This is a genomic window from Streptomyces sp. NBRC 109706, from assembly GCF_000974485.1.
Lineage (GTDB): Bacteria > Actinomycetota > Actinomycetes > Streptomycetales > Streptomycetaceae > Streptomyces.
In genome coordinates this window covers 270373-291662 of sequence record NZ_BBOM01000006.1, presented here as the reverse complement: position 1 = coordinate 291662, position 21290 = coordinate 270373, and the positions used below count along the sequence as shown (strand labels likewise).

General features: G+C 70.8%; 23 protein-coding genes and 2 tRNA genes. 7 read left to right on the top strand and 18 right to left on the bottom strand.

Annotation, left to right across the window (positions count from 1 at the left end):
* Positions 1–20: 20 nt before the first annotated feature.
* Positions 21–3851 (bottom strand): PAS domain-containing protein, encoded by a 3831-nt coding sequence (locus AOM46_RS11635; protein WP_062209464.1) that lies wholly within the window; start codon positions 3849–3851, stop codon positions 21–23.
* Between the two features lie 115 nt (positions 3852–3966).
* The gene (locus AOM46_RS11630) at positions 3967–4383 is read right to left on the bottom strand and encodes an SSI family serine proteinase inhibitor (RefSeq protein ID WP_062209461.1); all 417 of its coding nucleotides are present in this window, start codon (positions 4381–4383) and stop codon (positions 3967–3969) included.
* Between the two features lie 188 nt (positions 4384–4571).
* Here AOM46_RS11630 and AOM46_RS11625 point away from each other — a divergent pair.
* Positions 4572–4664 (top strand) — tRNA-Ser (locus AOM46_RS11625).
* A gap of 139 nt (positions 4665–4803) precedes the next feature.
* Positions 4804–4876: transfer RNA gene (locus tag AOM46_RS11620), tRNA-Arg, on the top strand.
* A 92-nt stretch (positions 4877–4968) separates the two neighbouring features.
* Here the strand turns inward: AOM46_RS11620 and AOM46_RS33140 are convergent.
* The 3 genes from AOM46_RS33140 to AOM46_RS11610 form a co-directional block, all read right to left on the bottom strand.
* Complete coding sequence (locus AOM46_RS33140; protein ID WP_234313743.1) at positions 4969–5124, bottom strand: hypothetical protein; 156 nt, start codon at positions 5122–5124, stop codon at positions 4969–4971.
* A 307-nt stretch (positions 5125–5431) separates the two neighbouring features.
* Complete coding sequence (locus tag AOM46_RS11615; protein WP_062209457.1) at positions 5432–6109, bottom strand: hypothetical protein; 678 nt, start codon at positions 6107–6109, stop codon at positions 5432–5434.
* Positions 6103–6342 (bottom strand): hypothetical protein, encoded by a 240-nt coding sequence (locus AOM46_RS11610; protein WP_062209454.1) that lies wholly within the window; start codon positions 6340–6342, stop codon positions 6103–6105. The genes AOM46_RS11615 and AOM46_RS11610 overlap by 7 nt, the downstream gene beginning before the upstream one ends.
* Positions 6343–6487: 145 nt before the next feature.
* On the opposite strand from AOM46_RS11610, the gene AOM46_RS11605 reads away from it, so the two are divergent.
* Positions 6488–7804: a hypothetical protein gene (locus tag AOM46_RS11605; RefSeq protein ID WP_062209451.1), complete on the top strand. Its 1317-nt coding sequence runs from the start codon at positions 6488–6490 to the stop codon at positions 7802–7804.
* A gap of 1 nt (position 7805) precedes the next feature.
* On the opposite strand, the gene cutA is transcribed toward AOM46_RS11605, so the two are convergent.
* A complete protein-coding gene (gene cutA, locus AOM46_RS11600) occupies positions 7806–8153 on the bottom strand; it encodes a divalent-cation tolerance protein CutA (protein WP_067226140.1) in 348 nt (115 codons plus the stop codon).
* Positions 8154–9558: 1405 nt separating this feature from the next.
* On the opposite strand from cutA, the gene AOM46_RS36045 reads away from it, so the two are divergent.
* The gene (locus tag AOM46_RS36045; RefSeq protein ID WP_370592684.1) at positions 9559–9735 is read left to right on the top strand and encodes a hypothetical protein; all 177 of its coding nucleotides are present in this window, start codon (positions 9559–9561) and stop codon (positions 9733–9735) included.
* Positions 9736–10071: 336 nt separating this feature from the next.
* On the opposite strand, the gene AOM46_RS11590 is transcribed toward AOM46_RS36045, so the two are convergent.
* The 7 genes from AOM46_RS11590 to AOM46_RS33135 form a co-directional block, all read right to left on the bottom strand.
* Positions 10072–10731: a hypothetical protein gene (locus tag AOM46_RS11590; RefSeq protein ID WP_062209443.1), complete on the bottom strand. Its 660-nt coding sequence runs from the start codon at positions 10729–10731 to the stop codon at positions 10072–10074.
* Between the two features lie 193 nt (positions 10732–10924).
* Complete coding sequence (locus AOM46_RS11585; RefSeq protein WP_062209441.1) at positions 10925–11182, bottom strand: acyl carrier protein; 258 nt, start codon at positions 11180–11182, stop codon at positions 10925–10927.
* Positions 11183–11239: 57 nt separating this feature from the next.
* Positions 11240–11656: a hypothetical protein gene (locus AOM46_RS11580; protein ID WP_062209439.1), complete on the bottom strand. Its 417-nt coding sequence runs from the start codon at positions 11654–11656 to the stop codon at positions 11240–11242.
* A 1-nt stretch (position 11657) separates the two neighbouring features.
* The gene (locus AOM46_RS11575) at positions 11658–12065 is read right to left on the bottom strand and encodes a hypothetical protein (protein WP_062209437.1); all 408 of its coding nucleotides are present in this window, start codon (positions 12063–12065) and stop codon (positions 11658–11660) included.
* The gene (locus AOM46_RS11570; RefSeq protein ID WP_062209436.1) at positions 12065–12412 is read right to left on the bottom strand and encodes a DsrE family protein; all 348 of its coding nucleotides are present in this window, start codon (positions 12410–12412) and stop codon (positions 12065–12067) included. The genes AOM46_RS11575 and AOM46_RS11570 overlap by 1 nt, the downstream gene beginning before the upstream one ends.
* Positions 12413–12562: 150 nt before the next feature.
* Positions 12563–13477 (bottom strand): alpha/beta fold hydrolase, encoded by a 915-nt coding sequence (locus tag AOM46_RS31895; protein ID WP_062209433.1) that lies wholly within the window; start codon positions 13475–13477, stop codon positions 12563–12565.
* Entirely contained in the window at positions 13477–13890 is a 414-nt protein-coding gene (locus AOM46_RS33135) for a hypothetical protein (protein ID WP_062209430.1), read from the bottom strand. The genes AOM46_RS31895 and AOM46_RS33135 overlap by 1 nt, the downstream gene beginning before the upstream one ends.
* A 791-nt stretch (positions 13891–14681) precedes the next feature.
* Between AOM46_RS33135 and AOM46_RS11555 the strand changes: the two genes are divergently transcribed.
* The gene (locus AOM46_RS11555; protein ID WP_234313742.1) at positions 14682–15803 is read left to right on the top strand and encodes a hypothetical protein; all 1122 of its coding nucleotides are present in this window, start codon (positions 14682–14684) and stop codon (positions 15801–15803) included.
* Between the two features lie 64 nt (positions 15804–15867).
* Here the strand turns inward: AOM46_RS11555 and AOM46_RS11550 are convergent, their stop codons facing one another.
* Together AOM46_RS11550 and AOM46_RS11545 are read right to left on the bottom strand one after the other, a co-directional pair.
* Positions 15868–16128 (bottom strand): hypothetical protein, encoded by a 261-nt coding sequence (locus AOM46_RS11550; protein ID WP_062209427.1) that lies wholly within the window; start codon positions 16126–16128, stop codon positions 15868–15870.
* 187 nt (positions 16129–16315) lie between these two features.
* The gene (locus tag AOM46_RS11545) at positions 16316–16912 is read right to left on the bottom strand and encodes an HhH-GPD-type base excision DNA repair protein (protein ID WP_062210711.1); all 597 of its coding nucleotides are present in this window, start codon (positions 16910–16912) and stop codon (positions 16316–16318) included.
* A 249-nt stretch (positions 16913–17161) separates the two neighbouring features.
* On the opposite strand from AOM46_RS11545, the gene AOM46_RS11540 reads away from it, so the two are divergent.
* Positions 17162–17644, top strand: a complete 483-nt coding sequence (locus tag AOM46_RS11540; RefSeq protein ID WP_062209424.1) for a DUF4334 domain-containing protein — start codon at positions 17162–17164, stop codon at positions 17642–17644.
* A 53-nt stretch (positions 17645–17697) separates the two neighbouring features.
* Here the strand turns inward: AOM46_RS11540 and AOM46_RS11535 are convergent, their stop codons facing one another.
* Positions 17698–18579, bottom strand: coding sequence for an LLM class F420-dependent oxidoreductase (locus AOM46_RS11535; protein WP_062209421.1), 882 nt, complete (start codon positions 18577–18579; stop codon positions 17698–17700).
* 137 nt (positions 18580–18716) lie between these two features.
* Positions 18717–19589, bottom strand: coding sequence for a family 16 glycosylhydrolase (locus tag AOM46_RS11530; protein WP_234313741.1), 873 nt, complete (start codon positions 19587–19589; stop codon positions 18717–18719).
* Positions 19590–19850: 261 nt separating this feature from the next.
* Here AOM46_RS11530 and AOM46_RS31885 point away from each other — a divergent pair, with 261 nt between their 5' ends.
* A complete protein-coding gene (locus tag AOM46_RS31885) occupies positions 19851–20096 on the top strand; it encodes a hypothetical protein (protein WP_078856721.1) in 246 nt (81 codons plus the stop codon).
* 162 nt (positions 20097–20258) lie between these two features.
* Here the strand turns inward: AOM46_RS31885 and AOM46_RS11525 are convergent, their stop codons facing one another.
* Positions 20259–21131, bottom strand: coding sequence for an RNA polymerase sigma factor SigF (locus tag AOM46_RS11525; protein ID WP_062209415.1), 873 nt, complete (start codon positions 21129–21131; stop codon positions 20259–20261).
* Between the last annotated feature and the right edge of the window lie 159 nt (positions 21132–21290).

The following is a 21290-nucleotide window of genomic DNA, read 5'->3' as shown; positions in this document are numbered from 1 at the left end:
GGCACCCCGCGGCCGGGGCCCTAGTGCGCGCCGATCTTCGCCAGCAGATCCACGATCTTGGCCTGCACATCCGGATGGGTGGAGCGCTCGGCCAGGAAGAGCACCGTCTCGCCCGAGGCCAGCAGCGGCAGCTGCGCCGGATCCATCTCGGCGGCGGTGTACACGACGAACGGGGTGCGGTTCAGCAGCCCGTTCACCCGCAGCCAGTCGATGATGCCCGCCCTGCGGCGCCGCACCTGGTTGAGATCCATCACCACGAGGTTCGGCCGCAGCTGCGCCGCCAGCTCCATCGCCGCTGCGTCCGAGGGGGCGTGTGCCGCCCGCATCCCGCGCCGCTCCAGCGAGGCCGCCAACGCGTCGGCGATTGCCGGCTGTTCCTCGACCAGCAGCACCCTCGGCGGATGCTGATCGCTGTCCCTGGGCGCGAGCGCCTTCAGCAGCACCGCCGGATCGGCGCCATAGGCCGCCTCCCGGCTGGCCTGGCCGAGCCCGGCGGTCACCAACACGGGCACCTCGGCCGCCACCGCGGCGCCCCGCAGCGACTGGAGCGCGGTCCTGGTGATCGGCCCGGTCAGCGGATCGACGAAGAGCGCCGCCGGGTAGGCCGCGATCTGCGCGTCCACCTCCTCGCGGGAGTGCACGATCACCGGGCGATAGCCACGGTCGGTCAGCGCCTGCTGGGTCGAGACGTCGGGCTCGGGCCACACCAGCAGCCGACGCGGGTTGTCCAGCGGCTCCGGCGGCAGTTCGTCGTCGGCGGGACCGTTCGGCCGCAGCGCACCGGCGCCCGTCTCGCCGCCGCCCTTGGTCACGTCGACCGCCCCGTTGGGGCCGTCGAGCGGCTCGGGGCCCTCGGCCGTGCCGGCGGCGGGCGCGCTGATCGCGTACTCGCGACCGCGCCCCTGGGTGTCGGGCGCCGCGCTGGGCACGGGTTGGCCGCCCGGCGCGCCGCGACCGAGCCGCGGATCGCCCTCGTCCGGCGGCGTCGCCAGCTTGCGCCGCCGGGTGGGCGGCGAAACGGGCTGCGCGGCGCCGGACGGTCCTGGACCTGTGGCCGGTGCCGGGCCTGTGGCCTGTGCCGGGCCTGTGGCCTGTGCCGGGCCTGTGGCCTGTGCGGGCAGGACCGGTTGGCCCGGCTGCGCCGGGGACGGCGCCTCGGGCCCCGGGTGCGGACGGGGGGCGTGCGCCTGGGGCGGAATGGGAACACCCTGCCCCAGCGTCTGCACGCTCACGCCGGGCGTGCGCTGCTCGGGGCGGGCGCGCTCGCTGCCCGGCATGGGCAGGGGGCGTGACCGCACGGGCGCGGGCGCCGGGGCCATGCTGCCGTCCAGGATGGGGCTGGCCGCCACTACCGAGTGCTCGACGGACGGCGGCTCGTCGGCCGGCTGCTCGGGCGTGGCCGGCTGTTCCGACGCGGGCCCGGCCGCCCCGGACTCGGCCTGGTTCCGCTCGTAATCCGAGCGCTCGGCCTGCTCGTACTCGGGCTGCTCGAACGCCGGTTGGCCGGCGGCCGGCTGCTCGGGAGTGGCCAGCTCGTAAGCGGCCGGATCCGGCTCGGGGCCGATGGCCTGGGCCGGCGGCTGGACCGGCACGGCCGGCTGGGCCGCCGCCGGGGGCTGCGGCGCGGACGCCTCGGCGTTCCGCGCGCCGCGCGTGGGAAGCGCCGGCCTGCCCGGCTGCGGCACCACCGGCTGCGGCGGCGTCGCCGACTGGACCGGTGCGGCGGGCTGGACCGGTGGCTGCGCCGGCGCCGGCGCGCTGACCGGCGCCGGTTGGGGCGCGGCCGGATGTGGCGTGCCGGGCGCCTCGGCCGTCGGCTCAGGCGCCGGCCCGGTCGGGACAGGGCCGAGCGCGATCCGCTGCTGACCCGGCTCGGGCGCGCCCTCCGCCGGCTGCGGCGGCAGCGCCCGACGCCGGCGGCCGGTCGGCGGCGGCGCCGTGGCCGCTGCCGCCGGGATCGCCTCGCCGGGCGTCTCGTCGACGGGGGCCAACGCGCGCCGGCGGCGACCATTGCCTGTCCCACCGGGGGGCGTCTGCTGCTCGACCGCCGACGCGGGCGCCCCGGGGAGCGGGATGCCGGGCGCCGGCGTCTCCGCGCCGGCCGTCTCCGGCATCGGCGTGCCGGGCGCGGGAGTCGCCGAGGCCGTCGTGGAAATCGCGGTCTCGGGCGGCGTGGGCTGCTCGGGCGCGTGCCGACGCCGCCGCCCCGTCGGGGTGTCGGGCACCGGCTCGACGGCGGGCGCCGCCGGCCGTTCCTCCGTCGCGCCACCCGAGGGGGCGCTCGGACGTTCGGTGCCGCGCGCCGGCTCGGCCGGCACCGGCATCACGGTGGTGTCGCCGCTGGCGTCGCGCGCGCCGACCGGCGCCACCGGCGCCGTCCCGTCGCCCGCCGCGATCGGCACCTCAAGCACATAGGCCGAGGCGCCGCCCTGGCCCGGCATCTCGTGGGTCTGGAGCACGCCGCCGTGCTGCCGCACGATGCCCCGAACGATGGGCTCGTGCACCGGGTTGCCCCCCGGATAGGGGCCGCGGACCTCGATCCGCACCACCTCGCCGCGCTGGGCGGCGGCGACCACAATGGTCGAATCGCCACGCGCGGAGGCGGGAGCCTGACCGGTCGCGTCCACACCGGCCACATCGGCGATCAGATGTGCCAACGCCTGAGCGAGTCGTTCCGGATCGACCTCGGCCTCGATCGGCGGGGCGTGCACCGCGAACTGCGCACGCCCCGGGCCGATCAGCTCGGTTGCACCCTCGACGCCCGCCGCCACCACCGTGTCCAACGAGACCCGCTTGAGCGCCAGCTTCTCCAGGCCCTCGTCGAGCCGCTGATAACCCAGCACGTTGTCCACCAGCGTGGTCATCCGCGCATAGCCGGCGGCCAGATGGTGCAGCACCTGGTTGGCCTCCGGCCACAGCTGTCCCGCCGGATCGGCGGCCAGCGCGCTCAGTTCGCCACGCAGCTGGTCCAGCGGCCCGCGCAGCCCGTCGCGCAGCACCGACAGCAGCTGGCTGTGCCGCGCGGCCAACGTGTCGTAGGGGCGGCGGTCCAGGAACGTCATCACGGCGCCGACCAGCTGGTCCCCGTCGCGCACCGGCGCGGTCGTCATGTTGACCGGCACCGCGCGGCCGTCGCCCGTCCACAGCACCTGGCCGCGCACCCGGTGCTTGCGCCCGGAGACCAGAGTGTCGTGCAGGGGGGTCTCCTCGTAGGCCAACGGGGTGCCGTCGGCCCGCGAGTGGTGGGCCAGGGGATGCAGCAGCTGACCGCCCAGCTGACTGGCCCGATGCCCGAGGATCTGCGCGGCGGCCGGGTTGACCAGCACGATCCTGCCGGAGGTGTCGACCCCGACCACGCCCTCGGAGGCCGCGCGCAGGATCATCTCCGTCTGCCGCTGCTGACGCACCAGCTCGGCCTCGGTGTCCAGGGTGCCGGACAGGTCACGCACCACCAGCACCAACAACTCCTCGCCGGCGAAATCGTCGGCGAACGCGGCCTCTATGGCCGAGGCGTAGGGAGTATGGGCGGAGTTCAGACCGGCGCTGGTCACCTCGACCTGCAGCTCGGTGCCGTCCGTCCGCCGGGCGATCATGCGGGTCGGCTTGGTTCTGACACTGGGGTCTTCCTCCGGGCGACGCATCGAGCCCGGAATTCTGCGTGGATCGAACTCCGGAACGATGTCCAGCAGCCCGCGTCCGATAAGTGGCGCACCGGCGACCCCGAGGGTCTCGATGGCGATGGCATTGGCGTTGACGACTGTGCCGTTGCCGTTCACCAGCAACAGCGCGTCAGGCAGCGCGTCGAGTATGGCGGCGAGGCGAGCAGCGCCCCTCGCTGGCCTGCTGCTCACGACGTCGGATCCTCCCTTGACCCACGTTTTCCTGGTGCACGTACCCCGTGCGTGTCATGAGGGGGAGTCTACGGCCAGCCGCGCCGGGCGCGGAGGGGCCATGGAAAGTCGGTGCTCAGGCGGCATGGGTCGCCAGGCTGGGCAGGGCCGGAACCAGACGGTCCCAACGGCTGATCTCGCACCCGTTGGTACGGGTGAACTCCGCGTCCACAACCTCCCCTTGCCACCGTCCCTCGACCCGCGCGGTGGCCGCGCCGCCGTAGAGAAAGGTGCACCGCGTGCCCTCGGCGACGGGCGTGAACGGGCGCTCCACACCGCGCAGCGCGGCACAGGACTCGGCCGGCTCCGGGTGGTCGCCGCCGACGGGGGCGCACGTGAGTTCAAAGGTGCCGTCCGAGCCCTCCGTACCCGAAACGGTGATCACCAGCCGGTCCTCCCCGACGGCCCGCCCCCGCTCATGGGCGGCGGCCGAGGCCGGAACGGTGACGGATGCGACCAGAGCGACGAGGACGGCGAGGGACCTGCGTGACATGCGCGTGCTCCTGAGCGTTCGAGTACGGGTCGGGACGGGGCTCCGTCCGCACTGCTAACGCTGCAGGACGCCACACGTTGCGCAACTCGACTCGGCCTCCTGCCACCCATAGGGTGGAATCCGATTGGCTGCGGCCGTTCGGGCTGTGGCATTATTTGCTGGCGCGCTCGGCTCTCGCCGTGGCGCGAGGAGGCTTCGCCTAGTCTGGTCTATGGCGCCGCACTGCTAATGCGGTTTGGGGTAACCCCCCATCCCGGGTTCAAATCCCGGAGCCTCCGCCACAGCTCCCGTCAGCCCCGGTCCCCGACCGGGGCTGACGGCATTCCCGCAGGTCAGAGCCCCCCGCCAGTACTGATTTCACCACCGGCCCGAGGTCCTGTAATGTATCCATCGCCGGAACGGGCCCAAGGCCCCGCCCAAGCGCTCGTAGCTTAACGGATAGAGCATCTGACTACGGATCAGAAGGTTGCAGGTTCGAATCCTGCCGAGCGCGCCCCAGGTCGAAGGCCCTGTCGAGTGATCGACGGGGCCTTATCCGTGGGCGCTGACGCCCACGTTTGACGCCAACCGCCCGCCACGTCTGGCTCAGACGGTGGCGAGTGCCCCGGCCGTGCCGTCGTCCCCATCCCGGTTGTTTCTGCCGTTGGCGTCACCGCTGAGGGCAGCGCCCACGCGATCGATGGCGTCCCGTTGCGCGTCGAGGCGGACGAAGGTGTAGATGTCCATCGTCACCCGGATCAAGGGCGTGCCTTCGGCGCACCGGGCGGCTCGGCCGCCCTCGGCCGGGCGTGCGGTCCTTCGGCCGGTCCCGGCCGAGCGACCCGCCGCCCGCTGCCCGTCGGCCCCTTGCCCGTGATGTCCCGGCGATCCCCCAGCGCGAGGTGGCTGGGCCGGCGCCCTTCGAGGCTTTACGCAGCCACCAGGGGGCGAGCCTCGAAGAGCCGGGGGCCACTCGGTCAGAAACGCGGTCAGGCACGGGTGCCCGACTCGCCGCGCGAGCTTACGGCCCCCGGCTCTCTCGCCCCCTGGCAGCTCCCGCCCAAAGCCTCTACGGCCACCCGCGTGCCAAGGTGGCGGCACTCCGGGAGACTTCCGCCTCCAGGTCCACCACGGTGTACATGTCGAGCCGCATGATCAGTTGGCTCGCGCGGACCCAACGCACCCGGGGGTCGTCAAAGGAGACTCCGGCGGCCTCGGACTTGACGGGTAGGGGGAAGCCGGCACGGTAGAGGGCGCCCCAGACCCCGGCGAGGTGGAAGTCCCGCACGCGCAGCGCGGCATAGTGCTTGCTGAGGTGGGGGCAGAGCCGTACCGAGGTGGCGGCGCAGGGCAGGCACAGCGGGGGATGGGAGGTCTCCAGCTTCTCGGGCCAGGAGTCGGGGTCGTCCGGGTCCTCACCGAGGAGCCACAGCACCCCGTCGTCGTTCTCGTCAGCCGGATCGCCGCAGACCTGACACAGGAGCCGCCGCATGGTGCGGCGTTGCCGCAAACCGTGCACCTTGCCGAACTCCGGCCGCCCACGGCCAGGACGCATACCGAAACGCGACCACAACACCCCACCCCCGTCCCGGTCCTGAACCACCTCATCCGCATACGCGATACCACCGGCCCGCCCGATCACCACCGGCTGCTCGACGTGCTCCTCACTCCACTGAGCGATATACGGCACCACATCCGGCCGGGCCAGCGCACCCAACGGCGGGCGATGTTGGCGCTCGGTCAGCATGGGACTACCCCTCCCGACAACTCCGCCTTGGCCAACACGTAGGGACGGACCATCGGGAAGGGCGATCCGGTGGCGTCCATCGACGGTTCGGCGCACCAGCTCCAGAGCGGCGGCATGGTGGGTTCATCACCGGGGTGCGGGACGATCTCCGTTCCGGAGGCCCGATGTCGTCCGGGCGGGGGAAGCAACAGGCGCAACAGCAGTTCGACAATCCGCACGATCGAGTTCCGCATCTCGGCCTCTCATCCACTCGGGGAGAAGCGAGTGTTGCCGGACGGTTGGTGAATATGAACCGGGCCGATGGGGATACCCATCATGGGTAGACTCGGCGGTCGGTGCACGTGGTATTTCTTGATCAGCTCTACGCGGGGATGTGAGATGACCTACAAGTCTCCGGCAGCACTGCCACCCAGTGTGCTGGAACGGTCGGATGTGCGACAGGCGATCGCCCGTCACGACTTCGGCAAGGTCTTCGCACTCGCCCGTAAATGGGGTGGGATCAGCTTCGTCAAGATCGCTGGCGCCTGCGATATCAGCCCGGAGCGCGTGGGTAAACTGGCCAAAGGCGAGGGAGCGATCACCACCTATAAGAAAATCGCAGCCATCGCGGATGCTCTGCGTATTCCAGGTTCCATGATTGGACTGGCCCCGCGCCCATGGGAGGTTGAGCACTTCGGGGCAGTGCCGGAATCACGTGTCAGCACCGCGAAAGATGCAGAGGACGAAGCAGTGCGACGCAGGAAATTCATCACGGCGTCAATGGTCGCAGCAGGAATACCAGCGACATTTCCTTTCTCGGACGCGGGACGTGTCGGTTCGAGTACGGTGGATCGGCTGAAGGAGCGAACGGCGAGGATGCGTCGCCTGGATGACCTCCTTGGCGGTGCCGATACCTACTCCATCTATCTCGGCGAGTTCAAGGCGACCACAGATCTGCTGGAGAAGAGCAGTTACAGCGAGGCGGTGGGTCGGTCCCTGCTGAGTCTGAGCGCCGAACAGGCACAGCAGGCGGGATGGGCCGCTTTCGACGCTGGCCGCCAGCCCGAGGCGGAACGCCTTTATCGCACCGCCCACCGCATGGCCGTCGAGGCCGACGACGTGCCCCTGATCTGCAACTCCCTGGCATTTCTGGCATACCAGCAGGTGAGTGTAGAGCGGTCGGGAGTCGAGCTTGCGTCTGCGTCGTGCGAGCAGATGGGAAGGGACGTGCCGGCGGCGGTCCGTGCGCTTCTCCTTGAGCGCCGGGCGTGGGCGCATGCGCGAGCCGGGCAGGTGAAGGAGACGGAAAGCGCCCTCTCGGAAGCCGAAGCGGAACTCACCCGATCCTCAGAAACTGAGTCTGCCCCGCACTGGGCCTCATGGGTCGATATGCGGGAACTCCAGATCATGACGGGGCGCTGCTGGACGGAACTGGGCCGTCCTTTGCGGGCGGTGCCGGTTCTGGAGTCGGCCCTACAGACGTTCTCGGATACCCATGCCCGGGACAAGTCCCTCTATATGACTTGGCTCGCTCATGCGTACCTCGATGGGGGAGAGATCGAGCAGGCCGCAGCTGTGACGGGCCGTTCCCTGCAACTAGCCACGGGAGTAGGTTCTGTGAGGCCCCGTGAACGCGTTCAGACACTCGTGGGCCGACTGAAGCCGCATGGCAGGGTCCCCGAGGTTGCCGCCGTTCTCGAAGAAGCGGCAGCGTGACTCAGGTCCCGTTTCCTGAGGTTTCGCTGTCATCGGTTACCGTCCTGCGAACCCAGTCGAGATAGCCGGCGGAGCCGGCGGTAATGGGGACGGCGACGATCTCCGGGTTGTCCCAGGGGTGTTGGGCGATCAGGTGTGCTTCGAGCGCCGGGTACCGGTCGTTCGTGGTTCGTAGCAGAAGCTGCCACTCCTCGCCCGTGCCGAACTCACCGAGGTGCCAGAACACCGAGACCACAGGACCGACGATCTGTGCTCCCGCAGCGAGTCGGGCCTCCACCACCCCCCGGGCCAGGCTCTCCGCCGCTTCACGACTCTCGACGGCGGTGGACACCTGCACGCAGTCAGTCATGGTGCCGAGACTACTGGCGTTGACGCCAACGGCGACGCCAACGGCCCCACATGGCAGCGGTTTTCGGCACACGGGCAGCCACACCACGACGAGGGCGGGGGCCCATGTACAGGCCCCCGCCCGGTCCTACGGATCAGAAGGTTGCAGGTTCGAATCCTGCCGAGCGCGCAGCTCAGAGCCCCTGTCGATCACTCGGCGGGGGCTTTCGCGTGGGCGCTGACGGCGGTCTTTGACGGCAACCGTCTCTGTCGGGATCGCTCACGCGGGCACCTTCACTGCGCCGGGGCGGTCGGGCCGCCGTCGGTCGGGCGCGATCCACCGTCTCGGCGATCCTCAAGCGCGCGGCGGTCGTGGGGCTGGCGTCCTTCGAGGCTTTACGCAGCCTGGCCGCCAGGGGCGGCCTCGAAGAGCCGGGGCCACTCGGCCAGAGACGCGGTCAGGCACGGAGGTCCGGCCTGTCGTGCGGCTCCGCGCAAAGCCTCTGCGGCCACTCGAGTGCCAACGTGTCGGCAGTCCGGGAGACTCCCGTCTCCAGGTCCACCACGGTGAACGCGTCGAGTCGCATGATCAGTTGGCTCGCGCGGACCCAGCGCACCCGGGGGTCGTCGAAGGAGACTCCGGCGGACTCCGGCGGGGTGGAAGTCCCGGACGCGTAGTGCGACGTAGTGCTTGCTGAGGTGAGGGCACAGTTGTACGGAGGTGGTGGCGCAGGGTAGGCAGAGCCGGGGATGGGAGGTCTCCGGCTTCTCGGGCCAGGAGTCGGGGTCGTCCGGGGCCTCGCCGAGGAGCCAGAGCACGCCGTCGTCGTTCTCGTCCGCCGGGGCGCCGCAGAACTGGCACAGGAGCCGGCGCACGGTGCCGTGCACTCTGCCGAACTCCGGCCGTATGCCGATGCGGGACCACAACACCCGACCAGCGTCCCGGTTCTGAAGGACCTCATCCGCATACGCGGTACCACCGGCTGCTCGATGTGTTCCCCGCTCCACCTGGCGGTATACGGCACCACATCCGGCCGGGCCGGCGCGTCCGACGACGGGGGGCTGGTTTCTCTCCACGTCGATGTCGTCCTGTCCCGCATCGGGCGAGTCAGGAACGGGCGACCTGGGGGCGTTTGCGAAGTCCGGGCACCCTTCATGTGTCTGCGATTCGCCAGCTGGCGGGGACGAATCTCCCCATATGCAGCTCTAGTTGATGCACCTTGGCCGTATGGTTTGGAAGCGCCCAACGTCCCTATGGCTGACGCCGGGATCTCGCCGCGTCAGCTGGCCATGCGGGTAGGGGTCTCGGGGAAAACGGTCGAACGGTGGATCGGCGACGACGGGTTGATCCCGTACGCGGGAAAGCGAGAGGACGCCGCGGCGGCGTTGGGAGTTGAGGCAGAGATGTTGTTTCGGTGTGGGGTGGGTTGACCCAGGGCGCCACCGAAGACATCACCTTGGCCGGGTACACCAACTACTTCCTGTGGCTGGACCAGCCGACCTATGTGGAGACGCTTCGCAGCAAGGCCGAGGCCGGTTGCCGCGTTCGCTTCCTGATAGGTGACACGGCAGCGGCGTTCGGCGTACGGGCAGCCGCAACGTGACGAGGGTGGGGCCCCGATGCCGGCGCCGGTCCGGTCCTGACAATCGGAAGGTTGTGGGTTCGAATCCTGCCGACGAGTCGTCCGCGCAAGCGGTGCGGCGTGGATCTCTCGAAGGGGGGAGTCGTGGCGGGTGCCGGCGGTGGACCGGGGCCTGCCCCGCAGACGCGGCGCGACTCCAACTCCGTGTTCACGAGCTGTCCGTGTGTGAATGATGCGGTGGTCGCCGGGCGGTCGAGGCGCTGGTGAAGGGCCAGACGGTAGAGCGCCCGGGGTCCCGGGGGGCCGGAACGGGCGATGGGGGTTGCCGGTTCCGGCCGGTGGCGGGGCTCCCGGGGGTTACTCGCAGCCGCGTTGCCAGTTCCAGCCGATGAAGGTGTTGCGGAGTTGGACGTCGAAGGTGCAGGTCGCGGTGGTGTCGGGGTTGAGGGTTATGGATGACTGGTGGGAGTTGGCGTAGAGGTTGCCGATGGGGTCGAAGATGCCCTGGTAGGAGAAGTCGGCGACGGCCTCGTGTTGGACGGTGGCGCAGTCCTCGGCGCAGTTCTGGGTGTCGGAGGCGGATTCCAGGTTCCAGCCGGCGTTCCAGGGCTCGCGGTTCCACTCCTGGGTGGCCCCGGTGGTTGCGGTGAGGATGCGGTTGTCCTCGGTGGTCCAGTCGGCGGTGGTGTAGAGGCCGCTCATGCGGATGTTGCAACAGTCGTACATCTCGTTCCAGCTGCGGATCTGGCGGCTGGCGGCGGTCGAGGCGAGGTCGGCCGAAGGCGATTCGGCCGGGACGTATTCGACGGGGCCCAGCTCCGGCTCGCAGTCCTCGCCGATGGTGACGGTCTGCTGGACGGACATTCCCTCCGGGGGTACGGGGAGGGAGCCGGAGAGTTCGACCGGGCCGCACGACTGGGGGGTGTCCTCGTCGGTGGCGGCGGATGCCGTGCCGCTGAGCGCGGAGACAAGTCCGATGGCGGCGACCGCGGCGATGGCGACTCTCGGATAGCGCATTTCCCTGTTTCCTTCCTCAACCTGCAAGATCTTCGATCCCGGAGGCTAATGGATCTACCGCGTATATGGGGTGTCGCGGCAGATGTTGGCAGGAAGGTGTTAGGAGGGTTGAAATGCCGAACGCCCGTACCGCCGAAAGGATTCGGGGCGGTGCGGGCGTTCGGTCGGGCGGCTGCCCGTCGCGCGGGGGTGCTCAGGCGAGCTTCGACTGAAGGACCTCGTAGGCGCTCCGCAGGGAGGTGATCTGGCGGAGCTGCTGCTCCTCGAAGCGTATGCCGTACTTCTTCTCCAGGACGACCACGACCTCCAGGGCCATCAGGGAGTCGACCCCGAGGTCGTCGACGAATTTCGCGGTGTCGGTGAGTTCGCCGATCTGGACGTCGAGGGCGCCGGCGATGGCGGCGCGCAGGTCCTCAAGGTCCAGCTGGGCGGTGGTGTCGTTGGCGCTCATGGTGTGGTGTGCTCCTTCGATGCGTGGCTTGTGCCGGATGGCACGGATGGGCTGGTGTCAGAGGAACGACACCATCCGGTAGTCGGCCCAGCGCTCCGCCGTCCGGCGGGCGGTCGTCCGCTCCACCCCCGGCAGCAGGGCGTCGGGGCCGTCCAGACCCCAGGTGTGCAGGGCGGTCTCGTCGGCGAGAACGCGTAGTCCGGCCTCCAGCAGCCGTTCCACGTCGCGGCGCGGGTCGGTCAGGGAGGTGAGCTCGCGCTCGCCGACCCGCAGGGTCGGTACCTCGGCGTGCCTGGCCGCGTAGCTGACGGCCTGGCCGCGTAGCAGGATGTCCATCCCGCCGAGTTGGCGGTGGAGTTCGAGCGCCAGGTACAGCGAGTCGGCGTACTGCTTCTCGACGGCGCCCCGGTAGGCGCGGTCGACGATGGCCAGCACCCGCGCCGGCGTCGCGGAGGTCTCGGACGGTTCGGTCATCTCAGATCACCCCGAGCATCACGGTCTTGTCGGCGGAGGCGCTGATCCGGGCGAACTTCGACGGCCCGTACATCGGGATCTCCGGCAGATGGTCGGTGGCGCCCCGGTCCTCGCTGCAGAACTGGCAGCTGAACCACTCCAGTTGTTCGGGGAACGCGGTCAGCAGGTCCCGCACCAGCACGGCGGTGGTCGGGTAACTGGCGTGCCAGTCGGCGAAGTTGCGCTGCTTGCGCTCGCCCAGGTGTTGCTGGGTGAGATGGGTGGAGTCGCCGCACGACCAGACCCGGACCCGGCCGCCGCGTTCCATCAGGGCCTGGACGAGGCGCAGTACGCTGGTGGTCTGGTCCGACTGGTGTGGCGCGCCCATCACGATCAACAGCAGGTCGACGCGGCTCAGTTCGCGGGGCATCAGTGCCACACCACCCTGATCTCGGGGGCCAGTACGGCCTCGGCCACGTCGTCCATCGTCACCTGGGTCGCCCCGTGCGGCAGCGCCCGGCCGGCGAGGCCGCGTTGGGTCAGTGAGAAGTCGTCGACCCAGATCCGTACGCCGGCGGCGGAGAGTCGGCCGAGCAGCGGGGCGTGGGTGGGCAGGGTCCAGGCGACGGCGTCCTGGATCAGGAACAGCGTGACCTGGTGGCCGATCTCTGCCTGGGCCAGGCCGTCGCCGAGGAGTCCGTCGTCCTCCAGGGCGCCGGGGGTGCGGGTCTCGATCAGCAGGAAGTGGGCCGTCGCGGCCGTGGTCGGGTTCGACACCGGATTCAGCCCCGCCCGTGCGAAGCGACGGAGCCGGAGCCGACCAAGCCGGAGCCGGCGGAGCCGGAGCCCACGGAGCCGGAGGAGCCGGCGGAGCGGGACCGCTGCCGTGGCCCCGATCCGGGGGATGGCGGCGCCTTGACGGCGTTCTCAGTCACTGCGGTCATCGGTGGAACTCCCAGGAAGGTTTCGGGGATCGGAGGGCTGACCGGCCGGAGCCGGCAGTCGTCGCAGGAACCCGGCGACCAGGTCCGCGAAGGCGTCCGCTCGCTCGGTCATCGGGAAGTGCCCGCAGTCCCGCAGCGTACGGAATTCCGCGTCCGGCAGGTGCGCGGCCAGTTGTCGGCCCTCGTCGGGTGGCGCCGCGGTGTCGTTCTCCCCCGCGATCACCAGGCAGGGCACGGTGAGGAGTTCGGTGCGCAGCGCCGGGGTCCGCAGATAGGTGTCGAAGAACCGCAGCCAGCCGTAGGGGCCGACCCGGTCGCGTACCCGTTCGCCCAGCTCGTGCCGGAGTTCGGGGGAGAGCCGGCCGTGGTCCCGCAGCCGGATGCCCTCGGCCATCAGCCGGCCGAACCCGTCCAACGAGGAGGTCAGGCACTGCCAGTCGAACTCCTCACGGCCGCGCCGGAAGGACGGCGAGACCAGCACCAGGGCACGGATGCCGTAGGTGGTGAACGGATCGGCTCCGCGCAGCAGTTGCCGGTTGAGGAACTCCAGCAGCTGGCCGGCGCCCATGGAGTGTGCCACCACCAGGTCAGGACCGCCCGGCACCGCGCGCAGCGCGTCCGCCAACCGGGCCACCAGATCCTCGTCGCGGCTCAGCTCGGCCAGGGTCTCGGCCCGCCAGGGCAGGTCGGCCACCCACAGCTCGGGCCCCGTGACGGCGGCCGGCTGCCGCAGCCAGGCGTCCCACCCGTGGGCGTTGTCGGCCAGGCCGTGCAGCAACAGGGCCCGGCCGTGCGCCGGATCGCCCACCCCGGCACGCCGCACCAGCACCGGCGGGGCCACCCAGTCGGCCGCCCGGCCGGCGGGCGGGGGCCCGGGCAGGGTGCGGGGACGAGCCATCAGGCCGCCACCTGTCGCGCCGGTCCACGGGCGTCGGCGCTCCCGACTCGTGGCTCCTGGCCCCTGGCCCGCTCCACCGCCTCGTAGAGCGCCCGGATGTCGGTGCCGAGGAACTCGACGCCGCGCGCCTCGAACTCCAGGACGGCGGGCACGATCTCGTTCACCAGGAAGGCGAGATGCTGTACCTCGGAGCCGCCGTCGCGGTGCAGGAACTCGTCGATCCGGCCGGGTGCCTTGTGGCGGTCCGGCTCGATCATGGTGAAGGTGATGCCGCCGGTGGCGCGGCGCACCAGGGTGTGGGTGACGCCGCCGAAGCCGGACACCACCGGGGGCCGCTGTCCCGGCGCGGTCTCGGTGGCCGACTCCGCTTCGTCCGCGTGGATCTCGATGCAATCGACGCTGTGCGTGGTCACGGGTATCCCTCCAACGGATTCCCGACGGGATGGCTCCCGGCAGTTTCGGGACTGGTTGAGAAAAGCGCCCGGTGCGACGGGAGATGGGTCCGGGAGGTGGTTCCCGACGCCTTCGCTGTGGCGGGGCATCGGGCGAATAAACGGGACGGTAACGGTCACATCGGTCGCGGGTAAAGCGACGTATAGAAAACTTGAATATGCGTTGGTGGACCTTCGCGTGGAGGCCGTGAGGGGTTCACCGCGCCTTGGCGGAGCGAACCGTCAACGTTACCGATAAGGAACTTTTCGGGCTTTGGCGGGATCCATTGTGCGACCCGGCTCCTGGGCAGGCAACGGCGTCATCAATTCTTCTATGGAGAGAAGTGGCATGCCGTAATCCGGTTGTATGCGGGGCCGTTGACGATCGATGCTGCTGACGGCCCGACAGCTCTGCCGATCCATGGCCGGGCTTGGCGTGCCGGCTACGTCGACCGGCCGTCGGTCGCCGTCCGCCGGGACCCGCCTGCGGGAGACACCGCCACCCTGGCGATGCTGATCTCCCTCCAACTCGGCGAGATCGCCGCCTACCGCAACGAGAAGTCCGGCGCCCTGATACAGAACGTGGTGCCGGTGCCGGTGCCGGGCCGCGAGGCATCCTCCTCGTTCCCCCTGCGCCCGGGCGAGATGGCCTTCGTGCACCTGGACGCCGGGCGGACCGACCCTCACGACCGGGGAACGGTAACGTGCTTGTGTGATCGGGGACTTACCGTACGGAGCCGAGTGGTCGTCAGGTCCTCGGGTGGGAGATGGCCATGGTGTCGGACATAGCGCGGACCCGTACCGCTGACCGTGCGCCCTGGCCCGGACGGTGGCCGGTGTGGGCGCCGCCCGCCGCGCTGCTCTGGGCGTTCGGCTATGCCGCGCTGCAGCTTGGCTGGGTGCTGACCGACACCACGGTGCCCTGGTCCCCGACCGTCACCTACCCCGGGGCCGCCCACGGGGCGTTGGCCGCCCTCGCGATGGCCACCGCGCCGGTGGTGATCGGCACCCGGGGCGCGGCCCGGCGCCTCGGCGGACGACTGACGTCCGGCGCCCTGCTGGGCCTCCTCGCGGTGTTCGCCTCCGGGATGCTCAGCCTGCCGGCGCATCTGGTGACCATCGCCTCGTTCTCCGGCGTCGACAGCGTCACCGGGATCGTCCAACTGCTGGCGCACACCGTCGGCGTCTGCCTGCTGCTGCTGGTGCTGGTGAGCTGGCACCGGCGGACGCGGGCCGTCTGCGTGCGCTGCGGCCGGTCGCACACCGGCGGCGCCGAGGGGCCGCTGCGCCATCCCGAGCCCACCGTCGCCGCCCGCCGCACCCGGATCACCGTGTACCTGCTGATGTGCGGATTCCTGCCCTGGGCGGTGGCCAAGACCATCTGGACGCTGGGCGGCGACGCGCTGGGCGTCTCCGCCGAGGGCTGGCGGGAGGCCAGCGAGGGCGAGTCCGCGCTGACCCGGGCCCTGGCCCAGGTCGGGATCGATGTGACCGTACTGGCGGCCGGCGTGGGCGTGTTCCTGCTGCTGGGGCTCCTCTACCGCTGGGGGCAGGTCTTCCCGCGCTGGGCGCCGCCGCTGACCGGCCGCCGGGTGCCGCGGCTGCTCCCGCTGGCGCCGGCCTGGCTGTGCGGCGTCGGACTGGCGCTCTACGGCGTGGTGTTGGTGGTCTACGCCTCGCTCAGCGGGGTCGGCGTGCTGCCGAGCATGACGCCCGAGGAGCCGTTCACCTCCGCCTCGGGGCTCACCTGGATGACGCTCTTCGGCGGACTGGCCTTCGGCGGCCTCGGCTTCGGGATGCTCACCGCCGCGCGCTCCTACGCCGAACGCACCCGCCCCAGCTGCACGCCGGCGACGCCGGCCCCGGATCGGGTGCCCGCCGTCGACGGGGCCTGACGGGCCTGACGGGCGTGGCGGGCGTGACGGGCTTGGCGGGCTTGAACAGGGGCGGCCGGGCCGGTCAGCGGGTGCCGCGCACGGCGCGGCGGTTGGCCTCGGCGACGCGGGCGCGCAGCGACTCGCTGGCGCTGATGGGGCGCAGATCCTCCGGGCTCGCCGTCCACTCCCGGCCGCCCCCCGGCGGACGCAGATAGACCCGGCCGGAGAGATGGGCCATCACCCGGCCGACCTGGTCGCTGGTGAGATCGCGGGCCATCGAGCCGATCTCCAGACCGGACGATGCCGGCGCTCGACGCTCGGGACGCTGGGGGCTGCTGCTCATGGCCGGGCTCCGGACGCGTGGACGGAATGCCGTCTGATGTCGGCTTGGTCACCTCCTACCATGCCCGACTCCTCCGGGCACAAAAGAGCCAGGTCCGGTCTCAGAGTAAAATTTGAGGTTCCGCGCGCCCCCTCGCACGCCCGCACGCCGGCCGGCGCGGACCGCACCCCCCCCCGCACCGGACCGCCTACCTCCCCGGCGTTCCGGGGGATTCCCCGGCGGCCTTCTTGGCCCGCTGTTTGAACTCCCTGACCATCGCCAGGGAGTCGGGCCCGGTGATGTCGGCGACGGACCGGTGGGCTCCCTCCTCGCCATAGGGCCCGGCGGCCTCGCGCCATCCCTCGGGGGTCACCCCGAACTGCTTGCCCAGCAGCGCCAGAAAGATCCGCGCCTTCTGTTCGCCGAAGCCCGGCAGCGCGTGCAGCCGCCGGAACAGCTCGGCACCGCTGGGCACATCCCGCCAGAGCGCCTCGGCGTCTCCGTCATGGTGCTCGACCAGATAGCGGCACAGTTCCTGAACCCGCTTGGCCATCGAACCGGGGAAACGATGCACCGCGGGCTTGGCGGAGAAGAGCGCGGCGAACTCCTCCGGATCCAGGGCCGCGATCCGGTGGGCGTCGAGATCGTCCCCGCCGAGCCGCCGCGCGATGGTGTACGGGCCGGCGAACGCCCGTTCCATGGGCACCTGTTGGTCGAGCAGCATGCCGACCAGGGCGGCGAGCGGGCTGCGGCCGATGAGGGCGTCGGCCTCGGGCTGCTGGGCAAGGCATACACGGGTGGTCATGTTCCCCATCATGGCGCTCCCGCCCGGGGCCGGCGGCGCACGCCGGCGCGTGTCCCTCCGCGCGCGCCGGTCGGGCGTTCCGGACGTCCCGTGCCGCCGTGGCCGGAGCCCGCGTACCGTCGGTGCGCGAACATGTTCGGGGCTCGTCGGGTCCGTCACCTGGTGCGGTGCGCCGAGCGATCGCATGTGATCACGTCATAACTGACCCTGATCGGGGCCCCGTTCGGGCACCGTGGAGAGGACGGACGGATGGGACCCGACAAGGCCCGGGCGCGCTTTCACGAACTGCGGAAGCAGGAGGCCGGGGTGACCCCGGCCGAGCTGGACGAGGTCTGGGCGGCCCTCCCGACCGTCCGCGCCGAGGAGATACTGGGCGAGTGGCGGGGCGCCGCGTTCGCCACCGGACACCGGCTGAAGGAAACCCTGATCGGGTGCCGCTGGCGCGGCAAGATCTTCCGCTCGCTGACCGACGTCAAACCGTTGATCTGCCTCGACGAGGACGGCCGGCTGTTCTCCAACGTCGAGTTGGGCCTGGGCGAGGCGAGCCTGTGGAACGTCGAGTTCCGGGGCGAGGTCACGGCCACCATGGTCTACGACGGCCAGCCGATCCTCGACCACTTCAAACGGGTCGACGACCGGAACCTCATGGGCATCATGAACGGCTCCTCCGAACTGGTCAGGGACCGGGGCGAGCACTTCTACTTCCTGCTGTACCGCGCCCCGGTCCGCTGACCGCCGCCGCCCCCATCGGATCGATGGACCCCGCGGCTCGGCGGCTCAGTGGCTCAGCGGCTCAGCGGCAGGATCGGGGCCAGCGCACGGTATTCGGCCAGCGGGAACTCCTTGCCGATCCGGTCCGTGACGACCTGGACCGCCAGATGGTCGGCGCCCGCGTCGAGATAGTCCGCGACCCGCCGCCGGACGGTGTCCTGGTCGCCCAGGGCGAAGACCGCCGCCAGCAGCCGGTCGCTGCCGCCGTCCGCGAAGTCCTCCTCGGTGAACCCCTCCCGCTCCAGGTTCCTGGTGTAGTTGGGCAGTTGGAGATAGCGCGCGAGATAGCCGCGCGCCGTGGTGCGCGCCCGCGCGAGGTCGTCGTCGAGCACCACCTTCAGCTCCGGTGCCAACAGCGCGTCCTCGCCCAGCGCGGCGCGCGCCCGGGCGGTGTGCTCCACGGTGACCAGATACGGGTGGGCGCCGGCCGCGCGGTCCCGGCTCAGCTCCAGCATCCTGGGCCCGAGAGCCGCCAGCACCCGCCGCTCCCGGGGCACGGGACGCGGCGCCCGGTCCAGGGCCGTCAGATAGTCCACCATCGCGGAGTACGGCCGCCGGTACCCCTCGACAAGCGGGCCATGGCTGACGCCGAGGCCCAGCACGAAGCGGTTGCCATGGGCGTCGTTCAGCTCGGCGAAGTCCGCGGCCTCCGTCTCCGCCGTGTTGTTCCAGATGCTGGTGATCCCGGTGGCGACCCGGAGGGTGGAGGTGGCCGCCAGCAGCGGCTCGGCCTCGCGGACCGTCGGACCACCGCCGAGCCAGAGCGCCCGGTAGCCCAGCTGCTCCAACTCCTTCGCCGCGTCGAGAAAGGCGGGGTGCAGGGAGCCGTCGGGCGACTTCAGGGTGAAGCTCCAGACCCCGACGGGGCCGAACTCCGTAGCCAGAGTGTGTGTCATGCGAACGGGAACCCGGCTCCGCGCGCGGGGTATTCCGGGGCTTCCGCCAGTTGGCCGGTAGCCGCGTGCCCCCTTCGGGGTGCCGCCCCGCGGGGTGGGCCTCGAAGCCGGCCGGCTTCGAGGCCCGTGCTCCACGCTCAGTCGTTGGTGGTGACGCTCACATAGTCGACGACCATCTGCTGCGGGAAGGAGGTGCTGTCGTCCGGCGGGCCGGGCCACTGGCCGCCGACCGCCAGGTTGAGGATCATGAAGAACGGCTTGTTGAAGACCCAGGCGTTGCCCCCCAGATCGCCGGGGGTGAGCTGCTGGAAGACATTGCCGTCCACCGACCAGACGATCGAGTCCGGTGCCCAGTCGATCGCGAAGGTGTGGAAGTCGTCGGCGAAGATCTCGCCACCCGGCAGGCTGTAGCTGCTGCCGATGCCGCCGCCGCCCGAGTAGCCGGGGCCGTGCACGGTGCCATGGACGGTGCCCGGCTGGTGGCCGACCATCTCCATGATGTCGATCTCGCCGCTGTCCGGCCACGGCACACCGGGGAAGTCGGAGCCCAGCATCCAGAACGCCGGCCAGATGCCCTGGCCCTGGGGCAGCTTGATGCGGGCCTCGACGCGCCCGTACTCCGCCTGGAAGGTCTGGGACGTGTTCATCCGCGCCGAGGTGTACTCGCAGGTGCCGTAGTAGCACTGGTAGTTGGCGGCGCCGTCGGCGGTCGCCGTGATCACCAGATTGCCCTCGCCGTCCAGCTGGGCGTTCTCGGTGCCTTCCGTGTAGTACTGGAGCTCGTTGTTGTTGATGTTGTCGCCCGGATCCATCCGCCACTTGCCGCTGTCCACCGGGGAACCGGCGGGCCCGTCGAAGTCGTCGACAAAGACGACCGCGCTGGGCTCGGGGGCGGCGGACGGCTCCGGCTCCGCCTGGGCCTGGGTGGCCAACAACGAGCTGACTCCGAGGGCGAGAACCGCGCCGCCGACGATCCAGCGGCGGGCGGGGGAGCGCCTGATGACACTCATGGACATCACATCCAAAGGGTCGGTCCGTGGGGGGACCACTCATTGGACCGTCGCGCCGGAAGGCCCGCAAGACTTCGGGACCGGTTCCGGAACGGGGCTGAAAACCTCCGCCGCATAGCCGAACCGGGCACCCGTATCACCCTCAAAGCATGTCAAACCGCTTGTTGTTGCGGTATAGCGGGCAGTTCGGCGCGCGTCGAACGAGAAGGCGGGCGGACGCGGCTGTTCCGGTGGTCGGGGGAACCGCTAGGGTCGGCAGGCATGGCGCACAATCCCCAAGCACCGCAAGGCCCGCAGGGCTCCCAGGGCCCCCAAGGCCCCCAGGAAATCGACCCGGCCGGCAGCACCCAGATGTTCCAGGCGTTTGTGAACGACGGCCCGGCCCCCGCCGCCGGGCGTCCGGCCACGCCCCAGCCCGCCTCGTCCGGGCCGAACGTCGGCCTCATCGTGGGCGTGGTGGTGGGGGTGTTGGCCCTCGCCGCCGTCGTCTACCTGCTGGTCTCCTGAAGCCGACCCCGGCCGTCGGCTTTCCAACCGCACCGGGGCGCGCGTTCCAGGGCAGCACTGAGCGGCGCCGGGCGGGCGCGGGAACTTCGAAGGCTTGGCGGGCGGGGGCGATCCCGATGGATCCCCCGCCGGACCGGCGGCCACCCGCCGGTCCGGGCCACTTCACTCCTCGGCGGTCAGGCCCTCGCGCAACTGCTGAAGGGTGCGCGTGAGCAGCCGCGAGACATGCATCTGCGAGATGCCGACCTCCTCGCCGATCTGCGACTGCGTCATGTTCCCGAAGAAGCGGAGCATGATGATCCGCCGCTCACGGGCGGGCAGCCGGGCCAGCAGCGGCTTGAGCGACTCGCGGTACTCCACGCCTTCGAGCGCGGTGTCCTCGTAGCCCAGCCGATCGGCCAACGAGCCCTCGCCGCCGTCCTCTTCGGGGGAGGGGGAGTCCAACGAGCTGGCCGTGTAGGCGTTGCCCACCGCCAGACCGTCCACCACCTCCTCCTCGGAGACGCCGAGGCAGACGGCCAACTCGGCGACCGTGGGGGAGCGATCGAGCCGCTGGGACAGCTCGTCGCTCGCCTTGGTGAGGGCCAGCCGCAGCTCCTGGAGACGCCGGGGGACCCGGACTGACCAGGAGGTGTCGCGGAAGAAGCGCTTGATCTCGCCGACGACCGTCGGCATCGCGAACGTGGGGAACTCCACGCCGCGTTCGCAGTCGAAGCGGTCGATCGCCTTGATCAGCCCGATCGTTCCGACCTGGACGATGTCCTCCATCGGCTCGTTGCGGCTGCGGAACCTGGCAGCCGCGTAGCGAACCAGCGGAAGATTCAACTCAATCAGGGTGTCCCGCACATAGCCGCGCTCCGGGCTGTCCGCGTCCAGCCCGGCCAGGCGCTGGAAGAGGGAACGGGAGAGCGTGCGGGTGTCGAGGTTGTCGGTCTCGGCGGGAGCTGTGTGCGGCACCGAGGGTTCGTGCGGCGCGGGAACATGCGGCGTGCCGGTCGTGGTGAGCACCTTGGAGCTGCCCAGTTCTACGGACATGCCACCCCCTTGAGGTCGGCGGGACGGGTCGCGGCGGCCACCTCTGGCAGGACTCCCACGAGAGGCACCCTCTCGTGAATACCGGAGCTGCCGCCTTGGCAAACGCGGTTCCAACAGAATGTCACATGTCATCAACGCGACGTAGCTTCATGTCGATAA

Excerpts from the sequence above, each read along its gene's own strand:
- AOM46_RS11630 (WP_062209461.1), bottom strand. The coding sequence starts at position 4,383 with ATGTCACGCAGGTCCCTCGCCGTCCTCGTCGCTCTGGTCGCATCCGTC.
- cutA (WP_067226140.1), bottom strand. The coding sequence starts at position 8,153 with ATGACTGACTGCGTGCAGGTGTCCACCGCCGTCGAGAGTCGTGAAGCG.
- AOM46_RS11585 (WP_062209441.1), bottom strand. The coding sequence starts at position 11,182 with ATGAGCGCCAACGACACCACCGCCCAGCTGGACCTTGAGGACCTGCGC.
- AOM46_RS11610 (WP_062209454.1), bottom strand. The coding sequence starts at position 6,342 with ATGCGGAACTCGATCGTGCGGATTGTCGAACTGCTGTTGCGCCTGTTG.
- AOM46_RS11545 (WP_062210711.1), bottom strand. The coding sequence starts at position 16,912 with ATGACCACCCGTGTATGCCTTGCCCAGCAGCCCGAGGCCGACGCCCTC.
- AOM46_RS11615 (WP_062209457.1), bottom strand. The coding sequence starts at position 6,109 with ATGCTGACCGAGCGCCAACATCGCCCGCCGTTGGGTGCGCTGGCCCGG.
- AOM46_RS11590 (WP_062209443.1), bottom strand. The coding sequence starts at position 10,731 with ATGCGCTATCCGAGAGTCGCCATCGCCGCGGTCGCCGCCATCGGACTT.
- AOM46_RS11555 (WP_234313742.1), top strand. The coding sequence starts at position 14,682 with ATGGTGTCGGACATAGCGCGGACCCGTACCGCTGACCGTGCGCCCTGG.
- AOM46_RS11605 (WP_062209451.1), top strand. The coding sequence starts at position 6,488 with ATGACCTACAAGTCTCCGGCAGCACTGCCACCCAGTGTGCTGGAACGG.
- AOM46_RS31885 (WP_078856721.1), top strand. The coding sequence starts at position 19,851 with ATGGCGCACAATCCCCAAGCACCGCAAGGCCCGCAGGGCTCCCAGGGC.
- AOM46_RS11575 (WP_062209437.1), bottom strand. The coding sequence starts at position 12,065 with ATGCCCCGCGAACTGAGCCGCGTCGACCTGCTGTTGATCGTGATGGGC.
- AOM46_RS11530 (WP_234313741.1), bottom strand. The coding sequence starts at position 19,589 with ATGAGTGTCATCAGGCGCTCCCCCGCCCGCCGCTGGATCGTCGGCGGC.
- AOM46_RS11580 (WP_062209439.1), bottom strand. The coding sequence starts at position 11,656 with ATGACCGAACCGTCCGAGACCTCCGCGACGCCGGCGCGGGTGCTGGCC.
- AOM46_RS11535 (WP_062209421.1), bottom strand. The coding sequence starts at position 18,579 with ATGACACACACTCTGGCTACGGAGTTCGGCCCCGTCGGGGTCTGGAGC.
- AOM46_RS11540 (WP_062209424.1), top strand. The coding sequence starts at position 17,162 with ATGGGACCCGACAAGGCCCGGGCGCGCTTTCACGAACTGCGGAAGCAG.
- AOM46_RS31895 (WP_062209433.1), bottom strand. The coding sequence starts at position 13,477 with ATGGCTCGTCCCCGCACCCTGCCCGGGCCCCCGCCCGCCGGCCGGGCG.
- AOM46_RS11525 (WP_062209415.1), bottom strand. The coding sequence starts at position 21,131 with ATGTCCGTAGAACTGGGCAGCTCCAAGGTGCTCACCACGACCGGCACG.
- AOM46_RS11550 (WP_062209427.1), bottom strand. The coding sequence starts at position 16,128 with ATGAGCAGCAGCCCCCAGCGTCCCGAGCGTCGAGCGCCGGCATCGTCC.